Source organism: Streptomyces sp. NPDC002825 (genome assembly GCF_040295385.1).
Taxonomy (GTDB): Bacteria; Actinomycetota; Actinomycetes; order Streptomycetales; family Streptomycetaceae; genus Streptomyces.
Genome location: NZ_JBEOVH010000034.1, coordinates 45509 through 67550, shown reverse-complemented (window position 1 = coordinate 67550; position 22042 = coordinate 45509). Strand labels below are relative to the sequence as shown.

Annotated in this window: 20 protein-coding genes; 8 read left to right on the top strand and 12 right to left on the bottom strand. The window is 72.8% G+C overall.

The genetic code is table 11. The features are described from left to right. The first annotated feature begins 15 nt into the window (after positions 1–15). The gene (locus tag ABT041_RS32495) at positions 16–549 is read left to right on the top strand and encodes an EF-hand domain-containing protein (protein ID WP_351191243.1); all 534 of its coding nucleotides are present in this window, start codon (positions 16–18) and stop codon (positions 547–549) included. A 413-nt stretch (positions 550–962) separates the two neighbouring features. Continuing rightward, positions 963–2195 (top strand): serine hydrolase domain-containing protein, encoded by a 1233-nt coding sequence (locus tag ABT041_RS32490; protein WP_351191241.1) that lies wholly within the window; start codon positions 963–965, stop codon positions 2193–2195. 89 nt (positions 2196–2284) lie between these two features. On the opposite strand, the gene ABT041_RS32485 is transcribed toward ABT041_RS32490, so the two are convergent. Genes ABT041_RS32485 through ABT041_RS32475 form a run of 3 tightly spaced genes read right to left on the bottom strand, consistent with a single transcriptional unit; the run spans position 2285 to position 4153 of the window. Then, complete coding sequence (locus ABT041_RS32485) at positions 2285–2800, bottom strand: DUF3291 domain-containing protein (RefSeq protein WP_351191239.1); 516 nt, start codon at positions 2798–2800, stop codon at positions 2285–2287. A gap of 32 nt (positions 2801–2832) precedes the next feature. Continuing rightward, positions 2833–3486 (bottom strand): helix-turn-helix transcriptional regulator, encoded by a 654-nt coding sequence (locus ABT041_RS32480; RefSeq protein WP_351191237.1) that lies wholly within the window; start codon positions 3484–3486, stop codon positions 2833–2835. Between the two features lie 46 nt (positions 3487–3532). Next, on the bottom strand, positions 3533–4153 hold the full coding sequence (locus ABT041_RS32475) for a hypothetical protein (RefSeq protein WP_351191235.1): 621 nt from the start codon (positions 4151–4153) through the stop codon (positions 3533–3535). A 92-nt stretch (positions 4154–4245) separates the two neighbouring features. Here ABT041_RS32475 and ABT041_RS32470 point away from each other — a divergent pair, with 92 nt between their 5' ends. From ABT041_RS32470 to ABT041_RS32455, 4 genes are all read left to right on the top strand, one after another. Then, positions 4246–4905: a TetR/AcrR family transcriptional regulator gene (locus ABT041_RS32470; RefSeq protein ID WP_351191233.1), complete on the top strand. Its 660-nt coding sequence runs from the start codon at positions 4246–4248 to the stop codon at positions 4903–4905. Between the two features lie 127 nt (positions 4906–5032). After that, positions 5033–6535, top strand: a complete 1503-nt coding sequence (locus ABT041_RS32465; RefSeq protein WP_351191231.1) for a GH1 family beta-glucosidase — start codon at positions 5033–5035, stop codon at positions 6533–6535. A 14-nt stretch (positions 6536–6549) separates the two neighbouring features. Beyond that, entirely contained in the window at positions 6550–7818 is a 1269-nt protein-coding gene (locus ABT041_RS32460; RefSeq protein ID WP_351191229.1) for an MFS transporter, read from the top strand. Positions 7819–8014: 196 nt separating this feature from the next. After that, the gene (locus ABT041_RS32455; RefSeq protein ID WP_502976635.1) at positions 8015–9427 is read left to right on the top strand and encodes a purine-cytosine permease family protein; all 1413 of its coding nucleotides are present in this window, start codon (positions 8015–8017) and stop codon (positions 9425–9427) included. A 7-nt stretch (positions 9428–9434) separates the two neighbouring features. On the opposite strand, the gene ABT041_RS32450 is transcribed toward ABT041_RS32455, so the two are convergent. The 7 genes from ABT041_RS32450 to ABT041_RS32420 all read right to left on the bottom strand — a co-directional run bounded on the left by ABT041_RS32450 (position 9435) and on the right by ABT041_RS32420 (position 16537). Beyond that, entirely contained in the window at positions 9435–9995 is a 561-nt protein-coding gene (locus ABT041_RS32450; RefSeq protein ID WP_351191225.1) for a HutD/Ves family protein, read from the bottom strand. Between the two features lie 131 nt (positions 9996–10126). Continuing rightward, a complete protein-coding gene (locus ABT041_RS32445) occupies positions 10127–10366 on the bottom strand; it encodes an ABC transporter permease (RefSeq protein WP_351191223.1) in 240 nt (79 codons plus the stop codon). Between the two features lie 28 nt (positions 10367–10394). Continuing rightward, positions 10395–12824: a WD40/YVTN/BNR-like repeat-containing protein gene (locus ABT041_RS32440; RefSeq protein ID WP_351191221.1), complete on the bottom strand. Its 2430-nt coding sequence runs from the start codon at positions 12822–12824 to the stop codon at positions 10395–10397. Between the two features lie 32 nt (positions 12825–12856). Next, on the bottom strand, positions 12857–13537 hold the full coding sequence (locus ABT041_RS32435; protein WP_351191219.1) for an outer membrane protein assembly factor BamB family protein: 681 nt from the start codon (positions 13535–13537) through the stop codon (positions 12857–12859). Positions 13538–13744: 207 nt separating this feature from the next. Then, complete coding sequence (locus ABT041_RS32430; protein ID WP_351191303.1) at positions 13745–14581, bottom strand: pyridoxamine 5'-phosphate oxidase family protein; 837 nt, start codon at positions 14579–14581, stop codon at positions 13745–13747. A 17-nt stretch (positions 14582–14598) separates the two neighbouring features. Next, complete coding sequence (locus ABT041_RS32425; RefSeq protein WP_351191217.1) at positions 14599–15849, bottom strand: globin domain-containing protein; 1251 nt, start codon at positions 15847–15849, stop codon at positions 14599–14601. A 292-nt stretch (positions 15850–16141) separates the two neighbouring features. Beyond that, complete coding sequence (locus tag ABT041_RS32420; protein ID WP_351191215.1) at positions 16142–16537, bottom strand: cupin domain-containing protein; 396 nt, start codon at positions 16535–16537, stop codon at positions 16142–16144. Between the two features lie 52 nt (positions 16538–16589). On the opposite strand from ABT041_RS32420, the gene ABT041_RS32415 reads away from it, so the two are divergent. Further along, positions 16590–17597: a GlxA family transcriptional regulator gene (locus tag ABT041_RS32415; RefSeq protein ID WP_351191213.1), complete on the top strand. Its 1008-nt coding sequence runs from the start codon at positions 16590–16592 to the stop codon at positions 17595–17597. A 153-nt stretch (positions 17598–17750) separates the two neighbouring features. Here ABT041_RS32415 and ABT041_RS32410 read toward each other — a convergent pair whose 3' ends face one another. Then, the gene (locus ABT041_RS32410; RefSeq protein WP_351191211.1) at positions 17751–19481 is read right to left on the bottom strand and encodes a GAF domain-containing sensor histidine kinase; all 1731 of its coding nucleotides are present in this window, start codon (positions 19479–19481) and stop codon (positions 17751–17753) included. 217 nt (positions 19482–19698) lie between these two features. Continuing rightward, positions 19699–20601: a universal stress protein gene (locus ABT041_RS32405; RefSeq protein ID WP_351191209.1), complete on the bottom strand. Its 903-nt coding sequence runs from the start codon at positions 20599–20601 to the stop codon at positions 19699–19701. Positions 20602–21021: 420 nt separating this feature from the next. Here ABT041_RS32405 and ABT041_RS32400 point away from each other — a divergent pair, with 420 nt between their 5' ends. Continuing rightward, a complete protein-coding gene (locus ABT041_RS32400) occupies positions 21022–22011 on the top strand; it encodes an Acg family FMN-binding oxidoreductase (protein WP_351191207.1) in 990 nt (329 codons plus the stop codon). The last annotated feature ends 31 nt before the right edge of the window (positions 22012–22042 follow it).

Genomic DNA, 22042 nt, shown 5'->3' with positions numbered 1-22042 from the left:
GAAGGAAGTTCCGACATGCCCATCCCCCAGGCCGAGCCACTGGCCTCCCCGGCCGATCTCACCACCCCGAAGGCCCGTATCTACGCGATGCTCGACACGGACGGAGACGGAGTCGCCTCGAAGCACGACTACTTCGTCCGCATCGACCGGGCCCAGCGGGCGACCGGACGCGCCGACGACGACCCCCTGGTCCTCGCCGCACGCGCCACCGGCGAACGCGCCTGGGCCGCGATGGACGCCAACGGCGACGGCGTGATGACCTACGAGGAGTACATCTCCTGGGTGGACGCGGAGAAGTTCGACACCATCTGCCAGTACGCCCTGGGCGCCCTGTTCGACCTCGCCGACGCGGACCAGGACGGCGCCCTGGACCGGGCCCAGTTCACCCTGCTGCGCGAGGCCCTGGGCAACCGGGCCGACAACGCCGGCTCGGCCTTCGACGCGCTGGACGCCGACGGGGACGGCCGCGTCGGCCGCGCGGAGTACCTGGCGTCGATCCGCGCGTACGTCACGGGCGACGGATCCCCGATGGGCGACGTCCTGTACTGACCGTGCCCGGTGCGCGACACCCGCCCGGCCTCGTCGGAGGCCGGGCCGGTCGTCGCCACCCGCCCGGCCTCGTCGACGAGGCGGCCGGATCCATCTGCCGAAGCCGAAGAAGCCTTCGCGCCGGACGCCGGCGAGAGCCCACGGACGTCGCCGACGCGGTCCTGGCGCCGGCGACGTCGGCATGACGGTGGTCGTCGCGCGGGGCCTGCCCTTGCTGGTCGCGCGGGGCCTGCGTGCTCGTCGCGCGGGGCCTGCGTGCTCGGCGCGCGGGGCCTGCGTGCTCGGCGCGCGGGGCCTGCGTGCTCGGCGCGCGCGAACCCGCCCGTGCTCGTCGCGCGGGCCTGACGGGTGATGTTCGCGCGGGTCGACGGCGCCTCCGCCGCCGGACGGCGCCACCGGCCAATACTCCGGCCATGAGACCACCCCGTTCCACGCCCCGGTCGCGCCGTGCCGCGGCCGCCGCGCTCGCCGCGCTCCTCGCCCTCGGCGCCCCGGCCACCGCGACCGCCGGCCCGGCGGGCGACCCCGGCCGCCACCGCCCCTGCGTCGCCTCCCGGCCGCCCGAGCACGGCCGGGCCCGCGACATCCTGCGGATCGCCGAGCAGGCCAAGGCGGACATGGGCCTCAAGTCCGTGATCCTGCGGGTGACCGTCGACGGCCGCGAGCTCGTCACCACCGCGCTCGGCGAGTCGATGACGGGGGTGCCAGCGACGCCCGCCATGCACTTCCGGAACGGCAACATCGCGATCGCCTACATGGGTACGGCGCTGCTGCGCCTCGTCGACCAGGGCACGGTCGGGCTCGACGACCCCGTCGCCCGCTGGCTGCCCGGCCTCAAGGACGGCGACCGGATCACCCTGCGCATGCTGGCCGCGTCCACCACCGGTCTCGTCGACTACGTGAGGCTTCCGGCGTTCCAGCAGGCCGTCGTCGCGGACCCGTTCCGCCGGTGGACGGCCGACGAGGTCGTACGGCTCTCGACGAGCCAGGACCGTTGGTACGCGCCGGGCACCAACTGGAGCTACTCCCACGCCAACTTCGTCCTCCTCGGCGCCGCCCTGGAGAAGATCACCGGCACCCGGCTCGACGTGCTGCTCCAGCGGCAGGTCCTGGGCCCGCTCGGACTGCGCGAGACCCGCAACAGCTTCACCCCCGACATCCCGGAGCCCGTCCTGCACGCCTTCACCTCGGACCGGGGGACGTACGAGGAGTCCACCTTCTGGAACCCGTCCTGGACCACCGCCCCCGGCGCGGTGGAGACCACCGACATCTGCGACCTGGCGAGGTCGGCCGCGGGCATCGGCTCGGGCCGGCTGCTCTCCCCGGCCTCCTACCGGGAGCTGCTGAACCCGGGGACGGTCGGCCTGGGCCACGCCACCGCCACGTGCCCGGCGAAGATCTGCATCACCCAGACCGAGGCCACGCACTACGGTCTCGGACTGCTCGTGCTGGGCGACTGGGTGTCCCAGCACCCGCTGTTCTTCGGCTACTCCGCGTCCCAGGCGTATCTGCCGTCGGAGCGGCTGTCCATCGCGGTCTCGACGACGAACGGTCCCGACGCCGCGGCCGGCCACACGGCGCACGTGATCACCCAGCGCATCGCCGCCGCGCTGGCCCCGACGCACCCGATCCCCGACTTCGGCTGACCGGCGTCGCAAACGGTCCCGTGGCCGGTCCGTCCCGGGCGGTCGTCCGAGGCGGTTCGTCCCGGCGGTCCGTCCCCCGGCGATACGCCTCAGACCGTCGCCGAGTCCCCGTCCGGCGCGTGCCCGACGGCTGCCTCGGCGGCGGCTTCGGCCGCACCGTACGAGGAGGCGAAAGTGAAGGCGCGCGGGGACGGCCCGTGCGCCCGCAGGTCCTCCAGTCGCTCCACGGCCTCGCGGACGGTCGGGATGTGCCCCACGGGGACCCACCAGAGCACCAGGTGCGCCTCGACGTGCCGGTGGAACCAGTCGCGGCGCTTGCGCATGACCTCCAGGTGCCCGCTGCGGTAGGCGAAGTCCCAGAGGGCCTCCTGGCTCTCCCACACCGACAGGTTGACGATGACGTCGTCGCCCAGCGGTCGCAGCCCGGTGGCGTCGCCCTCCCCGTCCTCGACGAGCCGCCACACGAAGCCGGGCGTCCCGTCGGCGGCGGCGTTGACCGGATCGAGCATCTCGACGAACGGCGCCACGCGCGGGTCGTCGAGCGGGTACCGGAGCGTGGCGACGTTGAGCTGCGCGAGGTGGGCGGCGTGCGTGGGTGTGGTCATGGCCTCATCCCAGCACGAGCGCGATTTCTATGTCAATCGGGATTGTTTTTAGAAGCTTCGACCACCACGCAGCACTCCCCCGGCCGCGCGTCCATGCGCGCGCGTACGGCGCCCTCCGTACCCAGCAGCCCTTCGAGCAGGGCGAGGTTCATGCCGCAGACGAGCGGCGGGAAGCTCTCGGCGACGGCGTGGAAGGGGCAGTTGCGCATACGGACGGCGTCGCCCGCACGGAACGGCTCGTAGCCGCGGGCGGCCAGCGTCTCCATGACCTCGTCGAGGCCGCCACAGGGTCCCGCCGCACCACGCAGGGCCTCGCCCCGGCGGCGCGCGGCCGCGCAGAGGCCGGCGTCGATCCCGGCCTCCTCCGCGGCCTCGGCGAGCAGTTCGGCGGCGGTGCGGTAGTCGCGGGCGGGCAGCGACACGGAGCGCTCGCCCGGCGCCCGCGTGTACACCTTGGCGGGACGGCCCGCCCCCGGCCCCGAGCGCCCCGAGAGCCGGCGGCTGCCGCTCTCCAGGAGCCCGGCGCCGGTCAGCTTGTCCAGGTGGTGCGCGGCGAGCGTGCGCGCCACCCCGACGGCCTCGGCTGCCTCGTTGCGGCCGACTTCCCGGCCCTGGGCCACCACGTACTCGTACAGGCGGCGTCGTACAGGATCCTGCAGCACCGCGATCGCGTCGATGTCCTCCACGGGGCCATTCTAGAAACAACGCGGATCAGCGATAGAAGACTGCCCGTCAGGGCTTGGACCTGATCACCGCGACGCAGCACAGCGCCGCGAGGCCCAGACTCAGGGCCGCCGGCCCGGCCAGGCCCTGGACGGCGGAGGCGGGCAGGACGCGATCGGTCGGCGGGACGGCACCCTCCGGATCGAAGACCATCGTCAGGTACTGCTCCGGCCGCGCGCCCGCACCGCAGGTGCGCCAGGCCTCGGCCTGTACCGGAGTGCCGTCGGGCAGCCGCGCGGAGCAGGAGTACGCGACGAGGTCCCGCCCTTCGTACCGGTGGACGTGGACCTCGGTCACCACGACCGTACGGCTCACGCCCCGCGCCGCCAGGACGGCCTGCACGGCCTGGCCCGGCACCCACCAGACGAGGAACCCGCCGAGGAGGACGACCGCCCCGACCAGGGCGCGCCCCGCGTTCGTCGCCAGGAGGTACGCGGCGGAGCCCAGGGCCGCCACGACTCCGCCCACGGCCCCCGCCACGCCGAACCCGGTCGACGCTCCCGCCACCGCGGCGCCCGCGATCACACCGGCGGTCGCCGAGCCCACGACGGCTCCTTCCACCAGGAGCCGCCCGGGCGGCCGTCCGGAGAAGTTCGCCGGACCCCACAGGAACGCACCGTCGTAGACCATCCCGTCCCCCTGATCACCGACCGCGCCGAGGCACGCGGAGGCATCAGTGTGCCTGCTGCTACGTTCGGACGTCCGACGACCGGGAGCGTGTGGTGACGGAGACGAAGAAGCCGGGGCCCGACTCGCGGCCCCGACTGCGGAGGCAGCCGCAGCAGGCGCGCAGCCGGGCCAGGGTCGAGGCGATCCTCGGTGCGGCCGACCGGCTCCTGTCCCAGGAGGGGTACGAGGCGCTGACGATGCGCCGGGTCGCCGAGGAGGCGGGCGTGCCGGTCGGCAGCATCTACCAGTTCTATCCGGACAAGGGCGCCGTGGTGGACGCGCTCGGCCGGCGGTACCTGGAGGCGTTCGCGTCCGCCATCGAGGAGCTCGTCGCGCGGGCCGTCGCGGGTGAACTGACCGACCTGGTCGGCACGGTGGTCGACGTGTACGGCGAGCTGTTCCGGTCCCAGCCGGGCGGTATGGCGCTGTGGGCCGGGCGGCACCTCAGCCCCGAGCTCGCCCGGGCCGACGAGGCGAGCAACGCGCTGATCGCGGACGGCTTGCGGCGCATCGTGGAGCACCTGACCGGCGCTCCTGGCGGGGAGAGGGCGCGGCGGGCGACACGGATGGTGGTGTGGGCCGCGAACGCCGTGCTGCACGAGGTGTTCAAGGGCGACGGCGAGCCGGATCTGGAGACCGTGGACGAGCTCAAGCGGATGCTCGACGGCTACTGGGAGGACCTGCGCGGCCGGCTGGCCACGGACGAGGGGTGATTCCGGCCCGTCCGACCCATAGAACGTGAACGAATGTTCATGTTACGGTGCGGCCCACCTCGGACGGCGGGCCGGCACCACGCGGCGCGTCGGCATCGGACGGCAAGCCGGCAGAAGGCAGGTACCCGTGAGCTCAGGCCCCACCGACCCCACCCGACTCCCGGGCCTCCCGGGCCTCCCGGCCGGCTTCGTCTGGGGCGCCTCGACCGCCGCGTACCAGATCGAGGGCGCGGCCGAGGAGGACGGCAAGGGGCCGTCGATCTGGGACACCTTCGTCCGGCGCCCGGGGGCCGTCCGCGACGGTCACACGGGTGACGTCGCCTGCGACCACTACCACCGGTTCGACGAGGACGTCGCGCTGATGCGGCGGCTCGGTCTCGACGCGTACCGGTTCTCGATCTCCTGGCCGCGTGTCCTGCCGACCGGTGCGGGCAGGGTAGAGCCGCGCGGGCTGGACTTCTACGACCGGCTGGTCGACGCGCTGCTCGACGCCGGGATCGAGCCGACGCCCACCCTCTTCCACTGGGACCTGCCGCAGGCTCTGGAGGACGAGGGCGGCTGGCTGAACCGCGCGACGGCGCACCGGTTCGCCGAGTACGCGGCCGTGGTGGCGGACCGGCTCGGTGACCGGGTCAAGCGGTGGATCACCCTGAACGAGCCGTTCGTGCACATGTCCTTCGGCTACGGCTTCGGCGTCCACGCCCCGGGCCGCGCCCTGATGCTGGACGCGCTGCCCGTCGCCCACCACCAGCTGCTCGGCCACGGCCTCGCGACCGCGGCGCTGCGGGCGGCCGTCCCGGACGGGCAGGTGCTGATCGCCAACAACTGCACGCCCGTACGGCTGCGCGCGGACGCCCGCTCGGACGGGGACGCGGCGGCGGCCGCGGGGTACGACACCCTGCACAACCGTCTCTTCAACGAACCTGTGCTCCAAGGCTGTTACCCCGATCTCTCGGCGTACGGCATGACCGACCCGAGCTGGGGCGGTGTGGTGCGCGAGGGCGATCTCACGACGATCGCCGCGCCACTGGACGGACTCGGCATCAACTACTACAACCCGACCTGGGTGACAGCACCGGCCGATCCCGCCGCGGGGCTCCCCTTCGACCTGACGGAACCTCAGGAGGCGTACCGGCGCACCGCGTTCGGCTGGCCGGTGGTTCCCGACGGGCTCACGGAGCTGCTCACCGGGCTCAAGGACCGCTACGGCGAAGCCCTTCCCCCGGTGTGGATCACCGAGAGCGGCTGCTCGCAGCCGGCCGGGCGGCACGACCAGGAGCGCATCGACTACCTCGCCGGGCACCTCGCGGCGGTCGCGGACGCGGTGGACCGGGGGGTGGACGTGCGCGGCTACTTCACCTGGTCGCTGCTCGACAACTTCGAGTGGGCCGAGGGCTACCACCAGCGCTTCGGTCTCGTCGAGGTCGACTTCGCCACGGGACAGCGCACGCCCCGGGCGAGCTTCGACTGGTACCGGGACGCGATCGCCTCGCACCGCGACGCCGGCACCTCGCGCCGCCGCGTCAACGCCTCCGCTCGCGACGCCGGCGCCTCCCGACGCCACGTCAGCGCTGCCCCTGGCGACGCCGACCCCTCCCCCCGCGACCTCAGCTCCTCCCCCCGTCCCTGAGCGGCGAAGCCACCATGGCCCACGCCCCGGAAGAAGCCGCCGAGGACGACGCCACCGCCGTCCTCGCCGAGCCCACCGTCCCGGTCACGGCCGGCTGGACGGCGAACCTCTCGCTCTCCACGCTCGCCGTCTTCATGGCCTTCATGACACCCATCCAGATCCTGCTGCCGCTCCAGCTGGAGCAGATCGACCCGCACGACAAGAACACCGCGCTGTCGCTGGTCACCGGCCTCGGCGCGCTCGTCGCCGTCCTGGCCAACCCGATCGCCGGCGCCTGGTCGGACCGGACCACCAGCCGGTTCGGCCGGCGTCGGCCCTGGATCCTCGGCGGCGCCCTCGCCGGGGCGGCGGGTCTCGCCGTCACCGCCTCCCAGCACACGGTGGCGGGGGTCGCCGTCGGCTGGTGCCTCGCGCAGGCGGGTCTCAACGCCATGCTGGCCGGGGTCACCACCCCGATCGCCGACCGAGTGCCGCTGACCCAGCGCGCGGTGGTCTCCGGCTGGACGGGCCTCATGCAGTCGGTCGGGCTGGTCCTGGGCGCGCTGATCACCGCCCTGCTCGTCACCGGTGTCCGCTCCGGCTACGTCACGCTCGCCCTGCTCACCGTCGTCCTGGCCCTGCCGTTCGTGCTGCGGCACGGCGAGCCGCCGCTGCCGCGGGCGCTGCGCCCCGCCGTCGACGTCCGCACCCTGGTCCGCTCGTTCTGGGTGAGCCCCCGGAAGCACCCGGACTTCGGCTGGGCGTGGTTCACCCGGTTCCTCATCAACCTCGGCAACGCCCTGGGCACGCTCTATCTGTTCTACTTCCTCGCGGACGCCGTCCACTACGGCGATCCCGGCACCGGCGTGCTGGTCCTGACGGTGCTCTACACCCTCTGCGCGGCGCTCACGGCGATCCCGGTGGGGGTGCTGTCCGATCGCGTCGGGCGCCGCAAGGGTTTCGTCGCCGTCTGCTCGCTGGTCATGGCGGCCGCCGCGCTGCTGCTCGCCCTGGTCCACACCTGGCCGTCCGCCCTCGCCGCGGCGGCCGTGCTCGGCGCGGGCTACGGCATCTACCTCGCCGTCGACCAGGCGCTGGTCACCCAGGTGCTGCCCGAGGCCGCGGACCGGGCGAAGGATCTCGGCGTCATCAACATCGCGAACTCGGGGCCGCAGGTCCTCGCCCCCGCGCTCGCCGCTCCGGTCATCGCCCATCTCGGCGGCTACACGGGCCTGTACGCCACGGCGGCCCTGGTCATCCTGGCCGGCGGCCTCCTCGTCCACCGCATCAGGGGCGTGGCCTGACACCGGCCCGCGCGCACGGCCCCATCCCACTCTCTGAAATTCTGCATTCAGAGTCTTGATCGGTGTTGGCCTCTATGCGAGATTCGGCGCACCGCAGTGCGGGTAAACGGCTGCGGTCCGTCCGGATCCACAGGAATCGCTGCCGGGAGAGGTCTCCGACATGCCGGTCCAACACGCCCCAGGGGAACGACTCGCGATGGAGAGGCGCACCATCGAGGTCATTCCCGACGCCGAGCGGCACGGCACGCCGCGCAGCCAGTTCACGCTGTGGTTCGGCGCCAACATGCAGATCACCGCGATCGTCGACGGCGCGCTGTCGGTCGTGTTCGGCGCCGACGCGCTGTGGGCGATACCCGCGCTCCTCATCGGCAACGTGCTCGGCGGCATCGTGATGGCGCTGCACTCCGCGCAGGGCCCGCGGCTCGGCGTCCCGCAGATGATCTCCAGCCGCGCGCAGTTCGGCGTCCACGGGGCGGTCCTGCCGCTGCTGCTCGTGATCCTCATGTACCTCGGCTTCGCCGCGACCGGCAGCGTGCTGGCGGGCCAGGCGCTCGCCGAGCTGCTGCACGTCGACAACACACAGGTCGGCATCCTCGTCTTCGGCGTCCTGACGGCCGTGGTGGCCGTCACCGGCTACCGGCTGATCCACGCCGCCGGCCGGGTCGCGACCGTCGTCGGCGTGCTGGGCCTCGGCTATCTGCTCGTGCGGGTGTTCACCCAGTACGACGTCGGCGCGCACATCGGGAACAAGGGCTTCGAGACGGCGACCTTCCTGCTCGCCGTGGGTCTCGGCGCCGGCTGGCAGCTGACCTTCGGCCCGTACGTCGCCGACTACTCGCGCTACCTGCCGCGCGGCACCAGCACGCGCGCGACGTTCTGGTCGACGTTCGCCGGTTCCGTCATCGGCTCCCAGTGGGCCATGACGCTGGGCGCCCTCACCGCGGCCGTCGCCGGCAAGGCCTTCCTCACCGACCAGGTGGGCTTCCTCGGCGAGCTGGCCGGTCCCGCCGCCCTCGCCTTCCTCATCTACCTGGTGATCGTGGTCGGCAAGCTGACCGTCAACTGCCTCAACGCGTACGGCGGTTTCATGTCGATCCTGACGACCGTCACGGCCTTCGACGGCCGCTCGCGGATCTCGGCCGCCGCCCGCGCCGCCTACATCGTCGGCTTCACGGCGGTGTCGATCGGCATCGCGCTCGCCGCGAGCGCCGACTTCCTGAACAACTTCAAGAACTTCGTGCTGCTGATCCTGATGGTGTTCACGCCGTGGAGCGCGATCAACCTGGTCGACTACTACCTGGTCTCCCGCGAACGGGTCGACATCCCCGCGCTGTACGACCCGGAGGGCCGCTACGGCCGCTGGAACGGCACCGCGCTGACCTGTTACGTCGTGGGCGTCGCCGTCCAGATCCCGTTCCTGGCCACGAAGCTGTACACCGGCGCGATCACCAAGAAGCTCGACGGCGCCGACATCTCGTGGATCGTCGGCCTGGTCGTCACCGGGGCCGTGTACTGGCTGTGGGTGCGGCGCACGGCCGACCCGCCGGCCGAGACCATCCACCCGGCCGCGACGGAGGACGGCGCCCGTACGACGGCGCCCGTCGGCTGACCCGTACTCACCTCACGGGCGCGACATCCGCCCACAGGGCGACGGCGTCGGGCGAGAGCGGCACGACCGCTCGGCCCGGCGCGTCGTCGTCCCACCACAGCCCCTGACCCGCACCGAGAGAACCCTGCCCGCCCCCGGGCTGCCACTGGCCACGCATCACATAGAACACCCCGGCGTGCCCGCCGACCGGTGTGACGGTTTCGGTGACCCGCTCCACACGGGCCACCCGCCGCCCGCGCCGCACCATGATGTTGAACACCCGGCAGGCCCCGCCGGACAGTTCGGCGGAGAGCTCCAGCTCACCGGCGAACCCGAGGGGCTCCCCCACCCGCGCGGTCCGGTCGAACACGCCGGGGGCCGTGAGCCGCACACCCTCGCCGGCAACGAGGGTGAACGTCCGGTCGACCCCGGGGAACGCCGAGAACGGCCCGTCCCGATCGATGTCGGCGACACTCGCACGCCACTGGAACTCCTCGTCCCCCACGGGCCACGACACGACCTCCCGAGTGGCACCCCCACCGTTGCGCCACCGGCCGACGGTCAACTCGTCGACATCGAACGGGCGCATGGAGGCTCCTCAACACAAGGGATATTTCCGCATATTACACCGCCCTCTTCGCGATCTTCCGCCGGGAGTCGCGCGGGCTGAAGCCGCCCCACGCATCCGTGCCGGCCGCCTGGACCACCGCGCCACCGCTCTCAGCTCCGCAGGGCGCGGGCTCTGCGGTACTCGGCGCGTGCGAGCAGCGAGAAGACGATCGTGGCGCAGAGAGCGACGCCCACGATCACCCACTCCAGGGCTCCGCTGCCCTGATCGGGTTCGGCCTCGAAGACCCGCTCGATCCAGTCGGGCCAGATCGCGGTCAGGAGGAACAGCAGTCCGCTGAGGCAGGCCGCGATCGTCTCGATCCGGCCCCTCAGGCGTACGTTGCGCATCATCGTGCTCACCTTCACCCTCGCCGGACCGTCAGACCGCGGACAGGTCGATCCGGAACATGCCTCGGCCGTGGGTCACGCAGACGAGGGTCTCGTCCATCCAGAACAGGTCGTCGACCGAGCAGTTGGTCGGGCCCTCGTTCGTCGGTGACCAGGTCGTCCCGGAGTCCTCGCTGGCGAACAGGCCGACCTCGGTGCCGCAGTACAGGAACGCGTGGCGCCGCGGATGCACGGCGAGCGCACGTACGGGAGCGGCGGGGAGGGTGGGCGAGAGGTCGGTCCAGCGGGCGCCGCCGTCCTTCGTCACCCACAGGTTGCCGGGCTCGAACCCGCCGAAGGCGACGTACGCGGTCCGCACGTCCGTCGGATGGGCGGTGATGCTCGTGCAGTACCGGTGCGGACGCAGCGGGTTCGGGCCGACCACCCCGACGCGGTCCCAGGCCGGCGTCGCGGCCGTGCCGTCGGTGGTGCGGAAGACCATGCCGTTGACGTGGCCCACCCACACCACGTCGGAGTCGGTCGGAGCGACGGCGAGGGCGCTGATCAGCGACCCCGCGCTGGGTTTGATCGCCTGCCAACCGGGGCCCGAGGTCGGCGTGTTCGGCGCCTTCGCGTCGTTCGTCCGCCACAGGGAGATGCCGCCGGCGAGCAGCCGCTGCGGGTTGTCCGGATCCATGACGAACGGCGCGATGAACAGCGCCTGCTGGTTCTTGGCGTCGGGGATACGGAACGGCACCGGCTTCCAGTCCCAGCCGGGGATCGCCGGGTTCCAGAACTGCCCGCTGATGTAGCGGTCCGGGTCGTCGGTGGCGCCGCCGTCGTCGTTGCGGTGGATGTTGAGGAAGACGTACTCGCCGTAGAGGACGTCCGGGTCGGTCGGGTCGCAGGCGCACCAGCCGCCGTCACCGCCCTGGAACTCCGTCCATCCCTCCGTCCCGGTCGCCGGGTCGAAGAGGAGCGTGCCGTTGTCCTGCGCACCGCCGATGATCTTTCCGCTGACGGTGTTCCCGGCACCGCCGAAGAACTGCGTGACGCCGTAGTTGTTGTCCAGCTCCGTCCAGCCGTCGACGAACGGCGCCTTCGGCTCCGACCCCACCACCGCGAGGTCCGCCGCCTTGAACACCCCGCCGTCGTTGCCGAAGAACACGGTCCTGTTGTGCACGCCGTCGTAGGAGGGATGCGCCACGATGGCGTGGTGATCGGCGTGCGCCGAGGCCGGGTCCCACCAGGTGCTGATCTCGGCCAGGTGGTCGCCGCCGTCCGTACTGCGCCACAGGTTGACGCCGCCGGTGACGAGCAGGTCCGCGTCCGTCGGGTCCCCTGCCCAGATCGCGTTGCTGTACCAGCCCTGGTCGGCCAGGTAGTCGGCCACCTTGCCGCTCGGGGCCTTGGTCTTCCTGATCCGATAGGTCTCGCCGCCGTCGGTGGACCGCCAGATGCGGCCGGTCTGCGCCTGCACCGAGGCGTACACGATCTGCGGGTCCTTCACCGCGTAGGCGAGTTCGACCCGGCCCGACCAGGGGCCGTGCGCCGCGGCCTGCCAGGTGAGCCCTCCGTCGGTGCTGAACCAGGCCTCGCCCGCGTCGAGCGCGCCGGCGACCGCCCGGCTGTCGTCGCCCGGATCGAACACGACCTGGCCGAGCGGGATGTCCAGGACCTGGGTCCAGGTCGCCCGGGCCGGATCGGAGCTGCGGAACAGTCCGGTGTCGGTGGACGCGAGGACGACGGCGCCCGTCGAGGAGACCGCGATCCGGGTCACGGCGCGGAAGTCCGGGGTCTGCGTCGCGGGCAGGGGTGCCCAGGTCGTGGCGTCGGTGGTGCGGAAGATGCCGCTGCCGCGGAGGGCGTCGATGTTCGAGAAGCCCTCGCCGGTGCCCACGTAGATCGTCGAGGGGTCCGAGGGGTCCATCGCCATGCACGCGCACGCGAGGTTGCCGAGGAAGTCGTCCACGGGCGCCCACGTCGCTCCGCCGTTGCGGGTGATCCACACACCGCCGCCGGCGCTCGCGGCCCACATCTTGTTCGGGTGTCCGGGGTCGACCACGAGGGCGCGGGTACGCCCGCCGATGTTTCCCGGGCCGAGCCACTCCCACCGGGTGAGCGCCATCCCCGCGGTGGGGGCCGGCCGGCCGGCACGGGCACCGCGGTGGTGCCCGGTCGGCACGCCGGCCGTCTGCGGAGCCGGTGCCGTACTCCGTACGAGCGAACGCGTCCGGGCGCGCGCCGCGCCCTGGGCGTTCGGCGGCACCGTACCGTCGTCGCCGCGCTCCTGCTCGTACCGGAAGAGCAGCCGCGCGTTGGGCAGGTCGGGGTAGTCGAGGCGGCGCAGGGCCCGGCGCACGGCCGTGACGGGGAGTCCGTCCAGCGTCTCGTTCGTGGCACCCCGGCTCCTGCGGAGCAGCCGCACCTGCTCGACGGTGATGTCCTTGGCCTGGGCGAGCTGTTCGTCCGAGATGGTCATGATGCACCTCTGGGAGATGTTTCCCGGCAGGGCTACGGGCGGAGCCTGCGGGGCCGGGTCTCCGCCGTCTCGTCGAGTACCACCTCCCAGACGGCCGCGGCGGTACGGGGGTCCACGGCGCGCAGGACGACGGCGTCCTGGCCGCCGGAGCCGGGGCGGACGGTGAGCTCCAGCCGGAGCGCGCCGACCTGCCCGTAGTCCAGCACGTCGGGGGCGAGGCGCGGGGGCGGGCGCTCGGGGACCTCCGCCTCGGCCACGGTCGCCGTCCCGGCCAGCGGTTCCACCGAGGGAGTCGCCACGCCGACCCGCAGGGCGCCGTGTGCCTCGTGGGACCGGTCTCCCGCCACCGCGGGACCCGGTGGCGCGCCGCCCCGGTACAGGGCCCGGGCGGTCCACCGGATCACGAGCGGATCCTGGTACTCCGCCGTGTCCACGGTGAACTCGGGCGAGTCCTGCAGGGTCGGGTGGGCCCACGGCGGCAGCGCGAGGGTGGGCGACGTCCAGAGTTCCGTTCCCTCGCCCGCGTCGAGGAGTTCGACCTCGAGCTCGGGCGAGGTGCCCATGCGCAGCGCCACCACGTTCCCGCCGACGATCGCGCAGGGGCGCAGCGCGCGGCCGTGGCGCCACAACACCGCGCCGGTTTCCAGGTCCAGCGCGATGAGTGCGCCCTGGCGGTCGTGGACGACGGCCCGTCCGCCCGACGCGTCGGCCACGCCACGTGGGATTCTGGGCATCCGGCCCTCGCTCACCAACTCCTGGTGTGGTGGGACAGTTGCTGCGGACACGCCCCGGTCGCGAGACGTCGCTCACTGACCATTCTCACCGGGCGTCTCGGGGGCGGCAACCGGTGCTCCACGACCTCAGGGCCAAGGGGCGTCCGGGCTCCGGGGGATGGGGCGACGATCCCTTGACTCGGCCCGTCAGGGCCGGGGGTTTCTGCTGAACCAGCCGCTGAAGTCCTGCCGTCCGTCTTCTGGCGCGGCGCCCGGTCCGGGGGCGGCGCCCGGTCCGGGGGCGGCGCCCGGTCCGGGGGCGGCGCCCGGTCCGGGGGCGGGGCGCCTCGCCCTTGCCAGGGCTCGCTCCGCTTCGGCGCGCCACGTCGCCGCGTTCGCGCGGGGCGGGGGCAGGAAGGTGCCTCGGGCCGGTGCGTCGGCGGCCGCGCCGAAGAAGTCGCCGCCCTTGCGTTTCGCGTCGTCCGTGCCCCACGGGCGGCCGGCGTCGCGCGCCGGGACCTTCTGCAGGTGCGGAATGTGCTTGGCGCAGTGGATGTACGCCTCCTCCACCGTGATCACCACCCACACCAGTGCCCGTCGCCCCGGCACCGGGTCGACCGCGAGGGTGCCGTGCTCGCGGCGCATCTCCTCGTCGGCCACGATCCCGGCCCGGCCGTTGACGTGGAGTCCGACGCGGTCGTGCAGGAAGTCCACCATCAGAACGCCGACGTGCGGGTTCTCCTCGATGTTGCCCAGGCTGGCGTGCACGCCGTTGCCCCGGTACTCGGGGTAGGCGAGCGTTCCGTCGTCCAGGACGTGGAGGAACCCGGGCGGGCCCGCCCGGAAGGTGTTGTCGCACTCGCCGTGCCGGTCGGCGGTGGCGAGGAAGAACATCTCCTGCCGGGCCACGAACTCCCGCATCCGCGGATTGAGCCGGTCGAGGACCTGTTCACCGTAGAAGCGGTCGGCCCGCTCCGTACTGCCCATCCGCTGCTGGACCAGGTGCTCGCCGCGACTGCCCGGCCGGCTGATCCGCAGAGGCATCGTCTGTTCGAAAGTGCTCACGCCGTTGCTCCGACCAGTCCCTCGATGGAGTCGTGCCGTATGCGACGGGACGGGACACCCATGCCGAGCAGGGTGTCGACGCCGCGTCGGATCATGCCGGGCGGGCCGGACAGGTACACGTCGTGGGTCTGCCACGAGCCGTACTCGCGCACCGCCCCGGGGAGCCCGCCGGACAGCCCGACGGGACCGTCGTCGACGACCGGCCGGACCGACAGCCAGGAGTGCGACTGCTGCAGCCGCAGCAGGGTGTCGAAGTCGTACAGGTCGTCATTGCGCCGGGCACCGTAGAACACGTCGACGGAACGCCGCCGGCCGTGCCGCACCACGTCCTCCACCAGGGCCTTGATGGGCGCGATTCCGGTCCCGCCGCCGAGGCAGAGCAGCCCGCTGTCGGTGGTGTGGTCGACCGTCATGGAACCGGTGGGGGGACCGAGTCGGATGACGTCACCCCGGCGGGCACGGTGGACCAGCGCGTTGGAGACCCATCCCGCCGGCACCGCCTTGACGTGGAAGGAGAGCAGGCCGTCGGAGCGCGGGGCCGAGGCGAAGGAGTAGTGCCGCCACACCCGCGGCCACCAGGGCGTCTCCAGGGCCGTGTACTGCCCGGCGAGGAAGGGGTACGGCTGGTCGGGCCGCACCGTGACGACCGCGACCTCCTTCGTCCGCATCTCATGGGCGACCACCTCCGCCTGCCACGAGGCCGGCGCCCGCAGCTCGTCCGCGGTCGCCGCGTCGATCATGATCTGGGAGATGGTCGTGTACGCGCCGACCCACGCGGCTTCGGCCCTGGGCCCCCAGGTCGACGGCGCATACCGGGCGAGGGCGCCGATCAGGGCCTCGCCGACGGCCGGATAGTGCTCGGGCCGCGTCCCGTACTTCCGGTGGCCCCGGCCGAGCTCGGTCAGGTACGCGGTCAGGGTGACGGGGTCGTCCGCGTGGGTGGCTGCGGTGAGCAGCGCGGTGAAGAGCCGGTCGCGCTGGGTGTCCATCGCCGCCGGGAAGAGCGCCCGCAGGGCGGGGTGGCGGAGGAAGAGCAGTGCGTAGAAGTACGAGACGACGGTGTCGGCGATCGGCTCGATCTCGGCCATGGTCCGGCGCAGGAGGGCGGCGTCGGAGGTGTCCGTTCCTGCGCCCTCGCCCGCACTCGACGTCCCGCCGCCCGGGCTTCGCGCGAACCACCCCCCGCTGCCCGCGCTTTCCTCGGCCCGGTCCTCGCGGGCGGCCGAAGCGGTGGCCGGAACTTCCATCGGTCTGCCTCGCCTCGAACGTCTACGGTCGGTCTTCGCCCTCCTCGTTCACCCCGTCAGGCGAACGCGGCCGACCATACCCCTGTCGTTCGAACACACCACGGTCCCCGCACCACGCCGGGCAGATCCACGTTTCCACAGGTCAGACTGGTGTTACCGGCTAGTCGGATCGGCGGGACGACCCCATCGACCCCACTCCGCGCGCGATTCACCGACGGAAGACTCACGGACTTCCCCGAGCTCCTCCACATCTCGGCAGCAGGTCTTCACGCAGGAGCCGGCGCCCGTCGGCTCAGGCGTCGAGCGCGTGCCCCGTCGTCGAGTCCACGTGGTCCGGGACCTCGCCGTGGCGATCGCCCACGCTCAGCGTCCCGGTGGGCTCGAACATGAGGATCGCGGCGCCGGACGGGGCGTACGGCTTGTGTTCCGTGCCCCGGGGGACGGTGAAGACCGCGCCCCGCGGGAGCAGGACGGTGCGCTCACCAGCAGGCTCACGCAGGGAGATGTGCAGCTCTCCGTCGAGCACCAGGAAGAACTCGTCGGTGTCGTCGTGGACGTGCCAGATGTGCTCGCCCTCGACCTTCGCGACACGGACGTCGTAGTCGTTGACGCGCGTGACGATCCGGGGGCTCCAGAGGGCGTCGAAGGAGGCCAGGGCCTTGCCGAGGGAGACGGGTTCGTTGCTCATGGGCTCATCGTGGACCGGCTCGCGCCAGCGGCGTGAGTGCTAGGAATCGCACATGACGAAAGAATCCTCGCAGGCGGTGCGCGCGACGGGCGCACACCGGGTCGTCGTGATCGTGGACGAGAACTCGAACCCCTTCGAACTCGGCTGCGCGACGGAGGTCTTCGGCCTGCGCAGACCGGAGATCGGTCGTGACCTCTACGACTTCGGGCTCTGCTCTCCCGAGCCCCGCACCCTGATGCGGGACGGGTTCTTCACGCTCACGGGAGTCGCCGGGCTGGAAGCGGCCGACGCGGCGGACACCCTCATCGTCCCCAACCGCCCGGACGTCGAGGTGCCCCGCCGTCCCGCCGTACTCGATGCCGTCCGGCGGGCGCACGCACGCGGTGCGCGCCTGGTCGGCTTCTGCAGCGGTGCCTTCACCCTGGCCGAGGCCGGGGTCCTCGACGGACGTCGGGCCACCGCGCACTGGCAGTGGGCGGACTCCTTCCGCGCCCGCTTCCCCTCGGTCCACCTCGAATCGGACGTGCTGTTCGTGGACGACGGCGACATCCTCACCGCCGCGGGGAGCGCCGCCGCGCTCGACCTCGGGCTGCACCTGGTCCGCCGCGACCACGGCGCGGAGGTCGCCAACTCCGTGAGCCGCCGGCTGGTCTTCGCCGCCCACCGGGACGGCGGGCAGCGCCAGTTCGTGGAGCGCCCCATGCCCGACCTGCCGGACGAGTCCCTGGCTCCCGTCCTGGCGTGGGCCCAGGAGCGGCTGGACTCACCGCTCACGGTCGCCGACCTCGCCGCACGTGCGAGGGTCAGTCCGGCGACGCTGCATCGCCGCTTCCGCGCACAGCTGGGAACGACACCGCTGACGTGGCTCACGGGGGAACGCCTCTCCCTGGCCTGCCGGTTGATCGAGCGGGGCGAGTACCGCTTCGAGGTCGTCGCGCGGAAGAGCGGCCTCGGCACCGCTGCCAACCTGCGGCTGCTGATGCGCCGCGGGACGGGCATCACTCCGTCCGCGTACAAGGACCGGTTCGGCCCGGAGAGGAAGGGACGGGGGGAACTCTGAGCCCGTGCGGTACGGGGGGTGCTGCCTCACTCGAAAACGCACAGTCCGTGCGGGTCCCGCTCAGTACCGCCCAGGTCCCGCTCGGTCCACGCCGGTCCAGCTCCGTCCCGCCCAGGTCCCGCCCAGGTCCCGCTCCGTCCCGCCCAGGCCCGCTCAGTCCTGAGCCCCCTCCCCCGGCAGCGGGATCCGCCACTCCACCACCGTGCCGCCGCGCGGCTCCGCCCTCGCGTGCACCGAGAACGTGCCGCCCAGCCGCTCGGCCCTTTCGGCGAGGTTCCGCAGTCCGCTGCGCGCGCCGTCCTGCCGGATGCCGGTGCCGTCGTCGCTCACCGTCACCGCCAGCAGGCCCTCCTCTGCGACGACCGCCACCTCCGCCCTGTGGGCCCGCGCGTGGCGGGCCACGTTGGTGAGCGCCTCACCGATCACCGCGATCACCTGCTCGGCCGCGTCATGGGGCACGTCCGTGTCGAGCAGGCCCTCCATCCGCAGAGCCGGCGCGAATCCGAGGGTGGTCGCCGCCTGGTCGACCGCCGTGACCACACGGTTCCTGAGCCTCGGGGCCTCGGAGGGCTCGTGCTCCCGGAGACCGAAGATGGTCGACCTGATGATCTTGATGGTGGCGTCCAGGTCGTCGATCGCCCGACTCAGACGGTCCACGGCCTCCGGGTGCTCGACGAAACGGCGGGCGCTCTGCAGTGTCATGCCCGTGGCGAACAGGCGCTGGATCGCGAGGTCGTGCAGGTCTCGGGCGATCCGGTCGCGGTCCTCCAGGAGGCTCACCTGCTCGGCGTCGCGGCGGCGGTCGGCCAGTTCCAGCGCCAGGGCCGCCTGCCCCGCGAATCCGGGGAGAGCCGTGATCTCCAGCCCGGTGAACCGGGGCCGCCCGCGCTTCCGCGCGAGGATCAGCACCCCGCTCAGTCGCTCCTTGGTGCCGACCGTGACGGCCACCGCGGGACCGAATCCCGCCCAGCGTTCGGGCTGCACCCTGATGCGCGGCTCGTTCTCGACGTCGGCGACGGTGAGCAGGCCCTCCTGGGCGAGGGCGGCCTCGGCCAGGGTTCCTTCGCTGCTCGGCAGGACGACGCCCCGGTGTACTTCGGCGCCCTCTCCGTGGGCGCGCGAGCCCCGCAGTTCGCCGCCGGGGCCGACCAGGTAGAACACCCCCATGTCGGCGGCCGCGATGTCCACGGCCTGCTCCAGCATCCCGTCGAGCACCTCGGTCTCCTCCGCGCCGGACAGGAGGGCGCTGGTGAGGTCGGAGCTGGCGGCGAGCCACCGCTGCCTGAGGCGGCCCTCCTCGTAGAGACGGGCGTTCTCGATGGCGATGCCGGCCGCGACGGCCAGCGTCGTCACGACCGCCTCGTCCTCGGCGTCGAAGTCGCCTCCCCGCTTCTCCGTCAGATAGAGGTTGCCGAACACTTCGTCGCGGACCCGGATGGGCACGCCGAGGAAGGTGCGCATCGGCGGGTGGTGCAGCGGGAACCCGTAGGAGGCGGGGTGCTCGGACAGCTCGGAGAGCCGCAGCGGCTTCGGGTTGCGGATCAGCTCACCGAGCAGTCCGTGCCCGGAGGGCAGGTCGCCGATCTGCGCCCGCAGTTCGTCCCCGATGCCGACGGGGAGGAACTCCGAGAGCCTCTGGTCGTCCCCGATGACGCCCAGGGCGCCGTACTCGGCGTCCACCAGGGTGACGGCCGCCTCCACGATGCCGCGCAGCACCTGGGGAAGGTCGAGCTCGCGGCCCACCGACATGACGGCTTGCAGCAGCCCGTCGAGCCGGTCCCTGGTGCCCCGCATCTCCTCGATGCGCGCCTGGAGCTCGTCGAGCAGCTCGTCGAGTCGCAGCTGCGGATGCCTGCTGTCGGGCACCGGATCGTCGTGTCCCATCACCACCTCCCGGCACGCCGGGCACGGTCTGCGCCTGGCGGGCACATGTTCACAGTAGGTTCCCCGTCCGGTCCGGGCGAGCCGTTCGGTCCACGGTCACCCACGGTGTCCACGCGTACGGGACGACCGACCACGAGCCGTTCGGTCCTCGCTCACGTGCCCTGTCCACACGTACGCCACGACCCACCGGCCCCGGGTCAAGGCGCCCCTTCCCGTGTCAGGACGTGCTCCCGTGGCCCAGCCCTTGCCGGGGAAGGAGCTCCACGGGGCAGTGGGCGTGCTGGACGAGGCTGAGCGTGGTCCGCCCGATGGTCGGTCCGAGGTAGCCGGGCGACCGTCGGCCTCCGACGACGACGAGGGCGGCGTCGCGCGTCGCCTCGACGAGGGCTCCGGGCACGCTGTGACTCTTCTGGCCGTCGGCCTGCACCGTGAGTTCCGGGTACTCCTCCCGGATGCGGTCCGCGACCGAGGACAGCGGGCGCACGTGACCGCGGGCGGCCTCCTCGCCGCCGTCGCGCACCCCCGCCCGTGAGCCGGCGGACAGCCCGACACGCCAGATGTGCAGCAGCCGCAGAGGGACCCCGCGCAGCACGGCCTCGCGGGCCGCCGCACGGGCGCAGCCCACGTCGGCCTCGTCCCGCACCGCCGCCAGGACCACACCCGCCGCGGCGGCCTCGGTGGCCCCGCGCACCACGATCACCGGTGTGGTCGCGGCCGCCACGACCCCGATGCCGACCGATCCGAGCAGCAGGGAGGAGAACCCTCCCAGACCCCGGTGTCCGACGACGATCGTGCCGGTCAGGGCGGCGGCTCTCCGCAGCTGGTCGGGGGCGGGGCCCTCGCCGAGTTCCCCGACGACGGTGAGCCCGGGGTGGCGTGCCGTGATCTCGCGGGCGGTCCGGTCGAGCAGGTCCCGCCCCGCCCGGCGGTTGCCGTCGATCTCCGCCGGGGACAGGAGGAGGGCCGGCGCGTCCGTGTCCGCCGCGTGGACGAGGCAGAGCGGGCTGCCCCGCAGGGCCGCCTCCGCGGCCGCCCACATCGCCGCCGTCCGCGCGGACGGTGATCCGTCCACGCCCACCACGACCCTGCCGAGGCCGGGACGGGCAGCGGTGCCGTCCATGGCTCCTCCTCCCACGCTCCGAGGGCTTTCCCCTCCACCGTCGCAGCCGGTCCCGGACGGCCTGAGGGCCGCTGGGGCCCCTGAAGGGACCAAAGGTCCCCCGTCGGGGGGGCCGGCACGCGGACCGGCGGTGACGAGCCCGTTCGGCCCGGACGGTGGACCGTTCGGCCCTCGCAGGCCCCGAGCGGGCGGTGGAGGGTGGATGACGCGGGTATCCCACCGTCCGAAACCTCGCCCGCCCCGAGCGTGCGGGTGGAAGGTGCACGACGCGGGCACCCACCGTCCGAACCCCGCCCTCGCAGAGGAGGCACGGCGATGAAGCAGACCCGCCACGAGCCGACCGTACGCCACCTCCGCCCGGACGCCGGACGACCACTCCGGACGACCTCTCTCGGTGACTCACCCCCGACAGGACGAACCGTGTCTACCATCGCTCTGACCCGATCACTCGTGACATCGCTGATCGAAGACGCCGTCACCGCTCCCTCGATGCACAACGCACAGCCGTGGCATTTCGTCGCCAGGACGGACGCCGGCGTCATCGGGCTGCACGGCGACCCGCTGCGGGGCATGCCGCGCGAGGACCCCGACCACCGTGCACTGCACCTCGGCTGCGGTGCCGCCCTGTTCGGGCTGCGGGTCTCCGCCGCGTACCGGTCCCTGCATCCGGCGGTGACGCTGCTGCCCTCCCCGGACGATCCCTGGCACCTCGCCGACGTACGGTTCGACGGCTCCGGGGACGTCGAGGGCGACCTGGTCTCGCTCCACGGCGCGCTGGCGCGGCGGCACACCAGCCGTTTCCCCTTCACCGACGAGGTGATCCCCTCCGAACTGATGGACGGCCTGCGTGCCGCGGCCCTGCTCGAAGGCTGCCGGCTGGTCGTACCGGGGGCATGGCACACCGACACCGTCATGGACCTCGTCCACGCCTCCGAACTGTTCGAAGCGGCGGACGAAGCCGTGCGCGCGGAGATCGCCGCCTGGACGCGCACGGGCACGGCCGGTGAGGGCCCCGGCACCGAGGGCATCCCGGCGTACGCCTTCGGCCCGCGGCAGTACGACGTGACCTCCCCGGTCAGGGAGTTCGGTTCTCCCCGGCAGGTGCCCGGCCGGGAGTCGGCGCGCTTCGAGAAGAGGCCGCAGATCGCCCTGCTCGGCACGGTCCGGGACACCCCGGAGGACTGGCTGAAGGCCGGCCAGGCGCTGCAGCGCGTCCTCCTGCGGGCCACCCTCGACGGCCTCGCCACCTCCCTCATGTCCCAGCCGCTGGAATGGCCGGAACTCCGCTCCGACGCCCGCGATCCCGGCTCGACGATCGGCTTCGTCCACATGGTGATCCGCCTGGGGTACGGCCCCGGGGGCCGAGCCACGCCGCGCCGGCCCGTCTCGGAGGTGCTCACCTTCGACTGAGACCTTCCGGCTCGGACCCAAGACCTTTCCG

Coding starts and splice junctions, on each gene's coding strand:
- ABT041_RS32475 (WP_351191235.1), bottom strand. CDS start 4,153: ATGGTCTACGACGGTGCGTTCCTGTGGGGTCCGGCGAACTTCTCCGGA.
- ABT041_RS32455 (WP_502976635.1), top strand. CDS start 8,015: ATGGAGAGGCGCACCATCGAGGTCATTCCCGACGCCGAGCGGCACGGC.
- ABT041_RS32410 (WP_351191211.1), bottom strand. CDS start 19,481: ATGGGACACGACGATCCGGTGCCCGACAGCAGGCATCCGCAGCTGCGA.
- ABT041_RS32430 (WP_351191303.1), bottom strand. CDS start 14,581: ATGCCTCTGCGGATCAGCCGGCCGGGCAGTCGCGGCGAGCACCTGGTC.
- ABT041_RS32425 (WP_351191217.1), bottom strand. CDS start 15,849: ATGGAAGTTCCGGCCACCGCTTCGGCCGCCCGCGAGGACCGGGCCGAG.
- ABT041_RS32420 (WP_351191215.1), bottom strand. CDS start 16,537: ATGAGCAACGAACCCGTCTCCCTCGGCAAGGCCCTGGCCTCCTTCGAC.
- ABT041_RS32490 (WP_351191241.1), top strand. CDS start 963: ATGAGACCACCCCGTTCCACGCCCCGGTCGCGCCGTGCCGCGGCCGCC.
- ABT041_RS32450 (WP_351191225.1), bottom strand. CDS start 9,995: ATGCGCCCGTTCGATGTCGACGAGTTGACCGTCGGCCGGTGGCGCAAC.
- ABT041_RS32485 (WP_351191239.1), bottom strand. CDS start 2,800: ATGACCACACCCACGCACGCCGCCCACCTCGCGCAGCTCAACGTCGCC.
- ABT041_RS32460 (WP_351191229.1), top strand. CDS start 6,550: ATGGCCCACGCCCCGGAAGAAGCCGCCGAGGACGACGCCACCGCCGTC.
- ABT041_RS32415 (WP_351191213.1), top strand. CDS start 16,590: ATGACGAAAGAATCCTCGCAGGCGGTGCGCGCGACGGGCGCACACCGG.
- ABT041_RS32445 (WP_351191223.1), bottom strand. CDS start 10,366: ATGATGCGCAACGTACGCCTGAGGGGCCGGATCGAGACGATCGCGGCC.
- ABT041_RS32440 (WP_351191221.1), bottom strand. CDS start 12,824: ATGACCATCTCGGACGAACAGCTCGCCCAGGCCAAGGACATCACCGTC.
- ABT041_RS32405 (WP_351191209.1), bottom strand. CDS start 20,601: ATGGACGGCACCGCTGCCCGTCCCGGCCTCGGCAGGGTCGTGGTGGGC.
- ABT041_RS32495 (WP_351191243.1), top strand. CDS start 16: ATGCCCATCCCCCAGGCCGAGCCACTGGCCTCCCCGGCCGATCTCACC.